Genomic DNA, 10,367 nt, shown 5'->3' with positions numbered 1-10,367 from the left:
CCGACCCCCCGGACCACCCCGACTCCCCGGACCGCTGCCCCCGCGGACCGCCGCCGAACCACCGTCGAGCCGAGGAACGAACTCCATGCGCCGCCTTGCACTGATCGCCACCGCCGCCGCACTGTGTGCCGGCCTGGCCGGCTTCGCTGCACTGGAGAATTCCGCCGACCCGCCCGGCCCGCCGGCCCCGCTGTCCGCACCCGGCGGCGGCGACCGGGGCGGCCCGCCGGACATGGGCACGGTGATCACCAAGCTCCAGACGGGCCTGCGGCAGCAGCCGGCCGACGCGTCCGGCTGGGCACAGCTCGGCTCCGCCTACGTCGAGCAGGCCCGGCTCACCGTCGATCCGACGCTCTACCCCAAGTCCGAGTCCGCCCTGCGCCGCTCCCTCGCACTCCAGCCGCAGCACAACACCGCCGCGCTCACCGGCATGGCAGGACTCGCCAACGCCCGGCACCAGTTCGCGCAGGCGCGCACCTGGGCGGACAGGGCCGTCGCCGACGACCCGTACGCCTGGGCGCCCTACGGCGCGCTCAACGACGCGCTGACCCAGCTCGGCGACGACCGGGCGGCGCAGGACGCCGTCCAGCACATGCTCGACCTGCACCCCTCCACCGAGTCCTTCACCCGCGCCTCCTACACCCTGGAGCTGCACGGGCGTACCGCCGAGGCCGCCCAGGCGCTGCAACGCGCCCTGGAGGACGCCTCCTCACCGGCCGACGTGGCCTTCTGCCAGCACTACCTGGGCGAACTCGCCTTCAACACCGGCCACCCGCAGCAGGCCCTCGACCACTACCGGCGGGCGCTGGCGGCCGACCCCACCTACACCGCCTCGCTGGCCGGCTCTGCACGCGCGGAAGCCGCGCTCGGGCAGTCCGACCGCGCCGTCACCGACTACCGCACCGCCATCGCGCGGGTGCCGCAGCCGCAGTACGTCCTGGAGTTCGGCGAACTGCTCCAGTCGCTCGGCCGGGACGGCGAGGCCCGTACGGAATACGGCGTGCTCCGGGCCGAGCAGAAGCTCTTCGCCGCCAACGGCGTCGTGGACGACCTCAACCTCGGCCAGTACCAGGCCGACCACGGCGACCCGGAGCTCGCCGTGACCCTCCTGACCGCCGAATGGAACCGGCGGCACAATGTGCTGGTCGCCGACGCCCTGGGCTGGGCGATGCACCGGGCGGGACGGGACGCCGAAGCGCTGCCGCTGGCCCGGCAGGCCGACCGGCTCGGCTGGCGCGACGCCCTGCTGCGCTACCACCGCGGGGTCATCGAGCAGTCCCTCGGCGACCTCGCCCCGGCGCGTACCGACCTCGCGGGCGCACTCGCCGCCAACCCGCACTTCTCCCCGCTCTACGCGCCCGACGCCCGTACGCGTCTGGCCCGGCTCCAAGGACAGCGATGACCCTTCCCGCTGGCGCCCCCGGCAGCCCGAACCGGCGACTCCACCGCGCGGCCCTGCTGCTGGCCGCCGTCCCGGCCCTGCTGTGGGCGGCGAGCGTTCCGGCCGCTGCCCACCCGCTCGGCAATTTCACCGTCAACCGCTACGACGGCCTCACCCTGCGCCCCGACCGGGTGGACGACCTCGCGGTCGTCGACACCGCCGAGATCCCCACCCTCCAGGCCGAACCGGCCATGGACACCGACCACGACGGCACCCTCGACCCAGCCGAAGCCGCCGCCGAGGCCCGGCGGGCCTGCGCGGCGCTGACCGCGCGGGTCCACGCGACCGCCTCGGACGGGAACACGGCGGCGCGCACCCTCGCGTTCCGGCTGACGACCGGTTCCTACCGCCTGGTCCGCGGCCAGGCCGGACTGGACACCGGACGGCTGGAGTGCCGGCTGACCGCCCCGGCCGCCCTCGGCCGCGGCGCCCGCGTGCGGTTCACCTCCGGCGTGGACGACTCCCGTATCGGCTGGCACGAGATCACCGCACGCGGGGACGGCGTCCGTGTCGGCACCTCGGACGTACCCGGGCGATCCGTGTCGCACGAGCTGCGCACCTATCCCGCCGACCTGCTGTCCAGCCCGCTCGACACGCGGCAGGCGGCCCTGTCGCTGGGCGCGGGCGGCGGCGCCGCCACCGCCGCGAGCGCGCCGGACTCCGGGTGGGCGGCGGACTGGTACGCGGCACTCGACCGGCACCTCGGCGCGCTCACGGACCAGCGCCGACTCACGCTGCCCGTCGGCCTGCTCGCGGTGCTGATGTCCCTGGTCCTCGGGGCCGGCCACGCCGCGCTGCCCGGCCACGGGAAGACCATCATGGCCGCCTACCTGGCCGGCCGCCGGGGCCGCCCGCGCGACGCGGTCACCATCGCGGGCACGGTCACCCTCACCCACACCGCCTCGGTGCTCGCCCTCGGGGTGGCGCTCAGCGTCTCGTCCGCGCTGGTCGGCGAGAACGCCCTCGCCTGGCTGGGTACGGTCAGCGGCATCGTCATCACCGCGGCCGGGCTGTGGCTGCTGCCCGCCGCGCTGCGTGCCTTCCGCACGCCGGAACGGGCGGCGGAGCCGCGGCACCCGGATCACGACCACGTCCACGACCACCTCCACCACGTCCACGACCACGACCACGGTCCGGCGCCGCACGTCCACGCGCAGCCGCACCAGCCCGCGGCGGCGGTGTCGGCGACGGTGACAGCGGTCCTGGACGAGGAGGGACCGCCGGGCGGCCACTCCCACGGGGACGCCCCCGGGCACGTTCACGCGCAGGGCCATGACCACGGCCACCGGCACGGCCACGGCCACGACGGCCAGCACGGCCGAGGGGACCACGACCACGCTCACACGCACGACCACCACGGCCACGGGGACCACACCCACGCGGACCACTCCCACAGCCACGGGTGGCTCGGGCGGCACAGCCACAGCCACGGACCGGGCCGGGGGAGGGGCGGGCTGGTCGGCATCGGTATCGCCGGCGGCCTGGTCCCCAGTCCCTCCGCCCTCGTGGTGCTGCTCGGCTCCATCGCCCTGGGCCGCACCGGCTTCGGCGTCCTGCTCGTGGTCTGCTACGGCCTCGGCATGGCCGCCACACTGGCCGCCGCCGGGCTCGTGCTGCTCAAACTCCGCGACCGGATTCCGGCGCTCGAAGGGGGCCGCTGGCACGCGCTGGCCGGCTGGGGCACCCGGCTCACCCCGCTGGGCACCGCGCTGCTCATCCTGGCGGTCGGCGTGGGCACCGCGCTGCGGGCCCTGCCGATGTGACGGCGGCAGCCGTACGTACCCCCGCGTCCCCGACCACCAGCCCTGAGGAGGGCTCCATGGCCCCGCCGTCCCGCCCCGCCCTTGCCGCGGCCCTGCTGTTCGCCGCCGTCGCGCTGACGGCCTGCGGCGCCTCCGGCCCCCGTACCGGCGCCCTCGACAGGGGCTCGCCCGACGCCCACCCCACCTGCCGGGTGCACCAGCACGTGCTGCCGGGCTCCGACTACACCGGCGGCAAGGACAGCGCCCCGCTGGCCGTGCTCGACATGCTCCGCTACTACACGTCCCAGCGCGCGCTGCCCTTCTGCGACCACCGGCCGGCCACCGCCCAGGACACCGCCTGGACCGGGCTCTACCACCGGCTCACCCAGCGCTGATCCCGCCCCGGGTTCAGCCGCCCGCGGTGTCCACCGGGCCGGCGACGGCCGCTGCCAGCTGCTGGACGATCTCGGCGAGGCGCTCGCGCACCGGGGGACTGGTGACGGTGCCGTCCTCGCCGATGATCCCGCGGTCCACCGGCAGCCGCGCGCAGGCCGACTCCACGATGGCCGCGCCGGTGTAGGTGAGGACGGTACGCAGCGTGGCCTCCGCGCCGCCGCCCCTTCCGGGGGCGGCGGCATTGACCCACGCCACGGGCTTGTCGCTGATCTCGACGCCCCCGACCGTCCAGTCCAGCAGGTTCTTGAACGAGCCCGGGAGGGTGCCGGCGTACTCCGGTGCGCAGATCAGGACGGCGGTGGCCCCGGCGATCGCCGCGCGGAGCCTGGCGACGGGAGCCGGCGGCCTGTCGGTGTCGTCGTCGGGGTTGAAGTGCGGCAGGGCGGCCAGGCCGTCGTAAAGGACGGTGCGCACCGTCGGGGGCGCCACGGCCTGCGCGGTGCGCAGCACGGACTCGTTGCTGGAACCCGCTCGGACGCTTCCGGACAGCAGCAGGACCACCGGTGGTTCAGGCATCGTTCGACTCACCTCTCCGATCGTGCGGGACGCCATGGCTCCGGTCGGCCGCTCCGAAGGCGCCCCGCGGCAGGAACGTACCCTCTGACGCCGTTGCCGACTCGGCGAGATCATCGACGGCGACGAGCACCACGGCCCGGGTCCCCGCGTCGTCCTCGGCGTGACGGGCGCCCTCGTCAACGCGGTGCTGCGAAGATGCGGCAACCCCTCGTGCTGCACCCCCGGGCACGGCCCCGCCGGCCTCCGGCCCGATGCGCCGCGCACCGCCCCGGTGGCGCGGCCTGCCGCCGTACGGGCCGCGCGAGGCCTGGTCGCGCTGCCCGGCGGCACCTTCCTGGTGGGCTCCAACGATCCCGACCGGGTACCGGCCGACGGCGAGGGCCCGGTCCGCGAGGCCGAGGTCGGCCCCTTCGCGGTGTCCCCGACCACTGTTACCAACACCGCCTTCGCCTCCTTCGTCAAGGAGACCGGCCACGTGACGGAGGCGGAGCGGTTCGGCTTCTCCTACGTCTTCGAGGCGTTCCTGCCGCAGCGGCTGCGGACCACCTCGCCCTCCGTCGCCGGTACGCCCTGGTGGCGCGCGGTGGAAGGCGCCTGCTGGCGGGCGCCCTCCGGCCCGGGCTCCGGTGTGCACGACCGGCAGAACCACCCGGTGGTGCACGTGTCCTGGCACGCCGGACAGCCCGACGGGGAACATCGGCTTCCGGGTCGTCCGCCGACCCGCCGCTGCCTGCCGCCGGCCAGCCGTCACCTCTTCCGCGGCCCAGGTTCCGCTTCGGGCTCCGGCCCCGGCTCCGAGGGCCCCGGATCCGAACGCGGCACCGGCTCCGGCTTCGGGATCGCCCAGCGGATCACCCGGGTCAGCCCGTGGCCGGCCAGCCGTATCCCGGTCTCCTCCACCACCGGCAGGTACGGCACGCCCAGCGGCACCCGGCTCCACAGCGGCAGCAGGGCGACCGCGCTGGCGGCGAGCACCGCGTAGGGCGGCCTGGCCGCCCACGGCAGCGGCGGGTCGAGCAGCATGAAGCGGGCCGCTTCCCTGGCCTGCGGGGTCGCCCGCAGCTCGGGGCGGTAGGCGTCGAGCACCGCCGCGAGCTCCGCCTGGTCGCGGGGCGGGTCCTGGACCCCGAGCCCGGTCGCCACCCGGGCGGCGTCCGCGACGTACGCGTCGTACCCGTCGTCGTCCAGCGGCTCGGCGCCGTAGCGCCGGTGCGCCCGCAGGAAGCTGTCCACCTCGGCCGCGTGCACCCAGCCCAGCAGGTGCGGGTCCGAGGCACGGTACGGCTCGCCGTCGTCGGTGGTGCCCGACACCCGCGCGTGGATCTCCCGCACGTGCGCCACGGCCTGCTCCGCGTCCCGCGCGGTGCCGAAGGTCGTCACGGCGAGGAAGGCGCTGGTCCGCTGGAGCCGGCCCCAGGGGTCGCCGCGGTAGCCGGAGTGGCCGGCGACGGCCGCCATCGCCAGCGGGTGCAGCGACTGGAGCAGCAGCGCGCGCAGGCCGCCGACGAACATCGAGGCGTCGCCGTGCACCGCCCGGATCGGCCGGTCGGGCCCGAACCAGCGGGGTCCGGGGCTGCCGTGGATACGGTCCCGTTGCGCGGGACCGTCGGGCCCCGCCACCCGCGCGAGCAGTTCAGCTCCCAGCCGGCGCCGTATCGCGCCGAGGCCGGGTATCTCCGGGTAAGCCGCCACACCCCCACTCTACGGCCGCGGTCCGCGAGCCGGTCCGCGGCCTGGTCCGCGGACCGGACGGGACCCAGGTGCCCCGGGTGCCGCGGAATTCCGTGACCGGGTGCGCGAGTGGCCCGGCCACGGCAGGATAGGCAGCGGATCGTGCTGCCTACGTCTGTGGAAGGTCTGACCTCATGCCCTTCAGCCATCGCAAGGACCTCGGTCTGCTCGCCCTGCGCCTGGGGACCGGCGGGGTGCTGTTCGCCCACGGCTCGCAGAAGCTCCTCGGCTGGTTCGGCGGGGGCGGCGTCAAGGGCACGTCCGCGGCCATGGAAAGCATGGGCTTCACCCCCGGGCGGGAGAGCGCGGTCGCCGCGGGCCTCGGTGAGGCCGGCGGCGGTGCGCTCCTGGCGCTCGGCCTCGCCACCCCGGTGGCGGGCGCGGCTGCCGCGGGCGCCATGGCCGGCGCGGTGTCCGTGCACGCGCCCGCCGGGTTCTTCGCCCACAAGGGCGGCTTCGAATACCCGGCCTTCCTCGGTTTCGCGGCGGCTGGCCTCGGCCTCGTCGGTCCGGGCCGCTACTCGTTGGACCAGCTCACCGGCCACCGCCTGAACCGGCCCGCCACCGTACTGCTGGCCTTCGCCGTCAGCGCGGCGGCGGCGACCGTCGTGGTCAACCGGCGCACGGCGACCGTCGCTGCAGCCAAGCCGCAGGACGCGGACCCCGAGCCCTCGGCCGACTAGCGCGCTGCGGCCCGCGCCCGCCGCCGCGCACCGGCCCGGGCGCGGGCCGCCGCACGCTCGGTCACCCGGCCCGGCGGCCGCATACGCCGCGTGCCCCCGCGGGACTGTCGGCCCTGGTGGGCCGCGGGGGGCTTCAGATCCAGTCCTTGTGCTTGAAGGTCGTGTAGAGCAGGACGGACAGGCCGATCATGACGCCTGTCGACGTCCAGAAGCCGGAGTGCGCGCTGAATCCGGGATAGGGCACGTTCTGGCCGTAGAAGCCGGTGACGGCGGTGGGCACCGCGATGATCGCCGCCCAGCTGGTGACCTTCTTCATTATCAGGTTCATGCGGTTGCCCTGGACGGTCAGGTTGGTCTCCATGACGGTGGTGACCAGGTCGCGCAGGGACTCGGTCCACTCGGTGGCGCGCAGCACGTGGTCGTAGACGTCCTGGAAGTACGGCATCATCGGCTCGCTGACGACGTGCAGGTCGCGGCGCAGCAGCGAGTTGACGACCTCGCGCATCGGCAGGACCACCCGGCGCAGCCGCACCAGGTTCTTGCGCAGCTCGAAGGAGCGGCGCTGGACCACCTGGATCTCCTTGGGGCTGTCCTCGAAGAGGAGGTCCTCCAGCTGCTCGATGCGGTCGTCCAGATCCTGCACGGCGGCGAAGTGGCCGTCGACCAGGTAGTCCAGCAGGCCGTGCACGAGGAAGCCCACGCCGTGCTTGGCGAGGTCGGGCGAGTTGTCCCAGCGCTCCACGATCCGGTCGATGCGGCAGTGCTCGCCCTGGCGGATCGTGATCAGCGCGTTGGAGGTGATGAACGCCGACACCTCGCTGGCCTCGATCGCGCCGGTGTCCGGCGCCACGGTGACCGCATAGGCGCTCATGAACAGATGGGTGCGGTAGGTGTCGAGCTTGGGCCGCTGGTGCTCGTGCCGCGCGTCCTCGATGGCCAGGGAGTGCAGCCCGAACTCCTCGGCGATCATGTCGAAGTCCGCGGAGCCGGGGTCGCGTACGTCCAGCCACACCATGCAGTCCGGGTCGCCGACGTAGTCGGAGATGTCCTGGACGGGGAAGTCCTCGAGCTCCAGGGTGCCGTGGCGGTACAGGCGGGTGCGCGTCATGCCCGGAAGAGTAATGCCGGCCGGCGGTGGTGCAGGACCGGCGCACCCCGGTCGGGCCGGTCCGGCGCGGCAGCGGCCCGGGTGGTGAACACCACCATTCGCCTTCCCCCGCGGCCGTCCTGATGGGGGACCGGGGGCGGCGGATTATGGGGGCCTTCCGCTGATGTGCGCGCCTCGGCCGACGCTGCACGCTTGGCCTGCCGATCGGCCCTCGCCGGTCCCAGCGCCCCGAGCGCGTCCGCGCGCTCCCGACAACCCCAGGAGATGATCCGCATGAGCGTGCTGAACCTGCAGACCATGGAGCCGATCGCGGTGGAGAGCGCCGTCGCCGTCCTCAGCACCACCAGCAGCAGCAGCGACTGCTGCAAGAAGCCCAGCAAGCCGGGCGTCTGACACCACACCGCGCCGGGCGTCCGGCCCGGGCGCGGGCGGCAGGGGATCCCGTCCGCACCCGGCTCTCCGCTGACAGCCGGGTGCGGCGGATACGCCGCACACCCGCGCGGACCGGCGCCCGGCTGCGGGGCCGCCCGTTCCGGCGCGGCTGAACCACTCCGCACGCCTGGGGCCTGTCCGGCGCATCCCGCCGGACAGGCCCCAGTGCCGCCCGGCCCGGGGCGCCGGGAACACCGGGAACCCGGGCACGCCCGCGTCACCAGCGCAGCGCCGTGAAGTCGACCGGCCGCGGCGAGAGTTCGCCGGTACGGTCGGCCAGGTCGCGCATGCGGCGGGCGAAATCGCCGGCCGGCAGGTGCTTGCGGTCGCCGTGTCCCGGCAGCAGCCACTCGAAGCGCAGCCCCGGCGCCGCACGGGCCAGCGACGCGGCCAGTTCGGTGACGGAGTACCAGGTGACCGCCTCGACGACGGCGAGGTCGCCGGCGGACCGGGACCAGTAGAAGCTGTCGCCGCTGAAGCAGTACGTGTCGTCGGCGAGGTACAGCACACTGCCCTCGGTGTGCCCGGGCAGCGGGTGCGCGCTCACCCCGTAGGCGATCTCGGCCGGCTCGGTGCCGCGCAGGATCCCGTCGGCGTCCGGCGCCGCTGCCAGGTCGCCCTCGTGGATCCAGAGCCGGGCGCCGAACCGGTCGGCGTATTGGCGGCCGTGCGCGGCGTGGTCGCGATGGGTGAGCAGGACATCGGTCACCGGGCCGACGGCCGCGTATTTCTCGGCCAGATCCGGACTCCAGCGCGGTGTGTCGATCATCATCAGATTTCCGGCGGGCCTGCGCAGCAGATAGGAGTTCGCGCCCGCGGTGAGCCGGGAATTGTGCCCGCACATATGTACGTGCTCGGTGAGGCGCAGCGGGAACGGATCGAGAGCGGGATCCGGCCCCCGCCCGCCGTGCCGGATCGAGCGGGTGTGGCAGGCGAACGCCGCGGCGTGCAGCGCCTTTTCCTCCGCTTCGTCACGCGGCTGCCGGACGATCGAGGAACGGCCCGCGGTCTCGGTGACCAGGCCCGGCGCGAACTGCCGGGCCGCGTCGCAGTTGGTGCAGCGCTGATCGACCCGCCAATCGGCGTCGGCCGAAAGATTGTTCATGACGTGAATCCCCACGCGGACTGGTGCTGACCGGTGCCCAGTGAATATCACGCGCCACGCGGAAAAACCAATCAGGGAATGCCGTTGACCTCACCGGAAATACCTGTTCTCCGGGGTATTCCCGCGTGCTGTTGGCACGCGTGGAAATGGTGCTCTGCGCGGGCGCTGCCCAGGGCCGGCCCCCCCGTGAGAGGCCGGCCCGTCCGGGGGGGGCTGCCGGGGCTCGGACCCCCACGGCTGGGCCGGTCCGAGTGCCCTGACCAGCGTGCGTTCGCTGGTGAAGGCGACCGCGGTACGCCCGCCCAGGGCGTTGCGGAAGAAGCGGGTGGTGCAGCCCGTGGGTCCCGGCCGGACGGGAACGAACAGCGCGTGTCCGGCCGGGCCTCGTTCAAGGGGTTCTGCTGGCTCCGGGGAGGCGGGTGCCGCACCTCGACGCACTCCTGACGACAGCCCCGGCCGGTGTGCGGGCGCCCCCCGGACGGCTGACCGGGTGGGACGGCCGGTGCACGCCGACGCGCCTGGTTGCCGCAGAACGGGATAGGAGGCTCGATGGAAGCAGTCGGCCGTGCCCCATTACCGGAGGAGTGACCCTTCATGACCGAGGACGTCTTCGACAGCCCGGAAGCGCTCAGACACCTGACCGCCTATGACCGCGACGGCGAGCGGATCGGCTCCGTCGACCATGTGTACGTGGAGGACATGGGGCGCCGCCCGGAGTGGGTGACGGTGCGGACGGACGCGCACGGCGCGGGTGAGGGCGACACCTTCGTCCCGCTGGAGGGAGCCACCCACACCCGGGAAGGCGTACTCGACCTGGCCTGCACGCTGGAAGGTGTGCGCAGCGCGCCCCGGATGGAGGCGGAACAGCACCTCGACCTCGTCCAGGAGCAGGAGCTGTACGTGCACTACGGGCTCTCCACGCCCCAGGAGGAGGCGTCCGGCGCACCCGGTGTCGGCGATCAGCGGCCCAAGTCGCCGGTGCCCGAGGGGGACAGCGGACTCCAGGGCATCAGGGAACTCGCCGACGACACCGCGCCGGCCGCCGCCCCCGTCCCGCGGCTGCGCAAGTACGTCCCCGGCGATTCCGGATCCGGCGGGACGGCGGAGTCCTCCGCCGCCGACAGCGGGAACCGCTGATCCCCACCGTCGCGGC

At 74.4% G+C, this 10,367-nt stretch carries 10 protein-coding genes and 1 pseudogene; 7 read left to right on the top strand and 4 right to left on the bottom strand.

Features of this window, described 5'->3' with window-relative positions; all coding sequences use genetic code 11:
* Positions 1-85 precede the first annotated feature (85 nt).
* Genes V7E46_RS15730 through V7E46_RS15720 form a run of 3 tightly spaced genes read left to right on the top strand, consistent with a single transcriptional unit; the run spans position 86 to position 3,578 of the window.
* Positions 86-1,402 carry a tetratricopeptide repeat protein gene (locus tag V7E46_RS15730; RefSeq protein WP_333768990.1) on the top strand — a complete coding sequence of 439 codons (1,317 nt, stop codon included), beginning with the start codon at positions 86-88 and terminating at the stop codon, positions 1,400-1,402.
* A complete protein-coding gene (locus V7E46_RS15725; protein WP_333768989.1) occupies positions 1,399-3,204 on the top strand; it encodes a nickel/cobalt transporter in 1,806 nt (601 codons plus the stop codon). The genes V7E46_RS15730 and V7E46_RS15725 overlap by 4 nt, the downstream gene beginning before the upstream one ends.
* A gap of 56 nt (positions 3,205-3,260) precedes the next feature.
* Positions 3,261-3,578 (top strand): hypothetical protein, encoded by a 318-nt coding sequence (locus V7E46_RS15720; protein WP_333768988.1) that lies wholly within the window; start codon positions 3,261-3,263, stop codon positions 3,576-3,578.
* Positions 3,579-3,591: 13 nt separating this feature from the next.
* On the opposite strand, the gene V7E46_RS15715 is transcribed toward V7E46_RS15720, so the two are convergent.
* Positions 3,592-4,155 carry an NADPH-dependent FMN reductase gene (locus tag V7E46_RS15715; RefSeq protein ID WP_333768987.1) on the bottom strand — a complete coding sequence of 188 codons (564 nt, stop codon included), beginning with the start codon at positions 4,153-4,155 and terminating at the stop codon, positions 3,592-3,594.
* 187 nt (positions 4,156-4,342) lie between these two features.
* Here V7E46_RS15715 and V7E46_RS15710 point away from each other — a divergent pair.
* Positions 4,343-4,828, top strand: a pseudogene (locus V7E46_RS15710) (SUMF1/EgtB/PvdO family nonheme iron enzyme); the annotation flags it as partial.
* 74 nt (positions 4,829-4,902) lie between these two features.
* Here V7E46_RS15710 and V7E46_RS15705 read toward each other — a convergent pair.
* Positions 4,903-5,847: an oxygenase MpaB family protein gene (locus V7E46_RS15705; RefSeq protein ID WP_333768986.1), complete on the bottom strand. Its 945-nt coding sequence runs from the start codon at positions 5,845-5,847 to the stop codon at positions 4,903-4,905.
* Between the two features lie 173 nt (positions 5,848-6,020).
* Here V7E46_RS15705 and V7E46_RS15700 point away from each other — a divergent pair, with 173 nt between their 5' ends.
* On the top strand, positions 6,021-6,569 hold the full coding sequence (locus tag V7E46_RS15700; RefSeq protein ID WP_333768985.1) for a DoxX family protein: 549 nt from the start codon (positions 6,021-6,023) through the stop codon (positions 6,567-6,569).
* A 133-nt stretch (positions 6,570-6,702) separates the two neighbouring features.
* Here V7E46_RS15700 and V7E46_RS15695 read toward each other — a convergent pair whose 3' ends face one another.
* The gene (locus tag V7E46_RS15695; RefSeq protein ID WP_333768984.1) at positions 6,703-7,677 is read right to left on the bottom strand and encodes a magnesium transporter CorA family protein; all 975 of its coding nucleotides are present in this window, start codon (positions 7,675-7,677) and stop codon (positions 6,703-6,705) included.
* Positions 7,678-7,950: 273 nt separating this feature from the next.
* Here V7E46_RS15695 and V7E46_RS15690 point away from each other — a divergent pair, with 273 nt between their 5' ends.
* The gene (locus tag V7E46_RS15690; RefSeq protein WP_329172377.1) at positions 7,951-8,070 is read left to right on the top strand and encodes a class III lanthipeptide; all 120 of its coding nucleotides are present in this window, start codon (positions 7,951-7,953) and stop codon (positions 8,068-8,070) included.
* Between the two features lie 256 nt (positions 8,071-8,326).
* Here V7E46_RS15690 and V7E46_RS15685 read toward each other — a convergent pair whose 3' ends face one another.
* Positions 8,327-9,214, bottom strand: a complete 888-nt coding sequence (locus V7E46_RS15685) for an MBL fold metallo-hydrolase (protein ID WP_333768983.1) — start codon at positions 9,212-9,214, stop codon at positions 8,327-8,329.
* Between the two features lie 594 nt (positions 9,215-9,808).
* On the opposite strand from V7E46_RS15685, the gene V7E46_RS15680 reads away from it, so the two are divergent.
* Positions 9,809-10,351 (top strand): PRC-barrel domain-containing protein, encoded by a 543-nt coding sequence (locus V7E46_RS15680; RefSeq protein WP_333768982.1) that lies wholly within the window; start codon positions 9,809-9,811, stop codon positions 10,349-10,351.
* Positions 10,352-10,367: the final 16 nt, after the last annotated feature.

Origin of the sequence: Streptomyces sp. IBSBF 2435, from assembly GCF_036815005.1 — a bacterium.
Lineage (GTDB): Bacteria > Actinomycetota > Actinomycetes > Streptomycetales > Streptomycetaceae > Actinacidiphila.
The sequence above is the reverse complement of the archived record's forward strand: the minus strand, read 5'-3'. Positions and strand labels throughout refer to the sequence as shown.

What these genes read in the sequence shown, in the direction of transcription:
- V7E46_RS15700 (WP_333768985.1), top strand. Translation starts at nt 6,021, where the DNA reads ATGCCCTTCAGCCATCGCAAGGACCTCGGTCTGCTCGCCCTGCGCCTG.
- V7E46_RS15720 (WP_333768988.1), top strand. Translation starts at nt 3,261, where the DNA reads ATGGCCCCGCCGTCCCGCCCCGCCCTTGCCGCGGCCCTGCTGTTCGCC.
- V7E46_RS15715 (WP_333768987.1), bottom strand. Translation starts at nt 4,155, where the DNA reads ATGCCTGAACCACCGGTGGTCCTGCTGCTGTCCGGAAGCGTCCGAGCG.
- V7E46_RS15695 (WP_333768984.1), bottom strand. Translation starts at nt 7,677, where the DNA reads ATGACGCGCACCCGCCTGTACCGCCACGGCACCCTGGAGCTCGAGGAC.
- V7E46_RS15685 (WP_333768983.1), bottom strand. Translation starts at nt 9,214, where the DNA reads ATGAACAATCTTTCGGCCGACGCCGATTGGCGGGTCGATCAGCGCTGC.
- V7E46_RS15730 (WP_333768990.1), top strand. Translation starts at nt 86, where the DNA reads ATGCGCCGCCTTGCACTGATCGCCACCGCCGCCGCACTGTGTGCCGGC.
- V7E46_RS15725 (WP_333768989.1), top strand. Translation starts at nt 1,399, where the DNA reads ATGACCCTTCCCGCTGGCGCCCCCGGCAGCCCGAACCGGCGACTCCAC.
- V7E46_RS15680 (WP_333768982.1), top strand. Translation starts at nt 9,809, where the DNA reads ATGACCGAGGACGTCTTCGACAGCCCGGAAGCGCTCAGACACCTGACC.
- V7E46_RS15690 (WP_329172377.1), top strand. Translation starts at nt 7,951, where the DNA reads ATGAGCGTGCTGAACCTGCAGACCATGGAGCCGATCGCGGTGGAGAGC.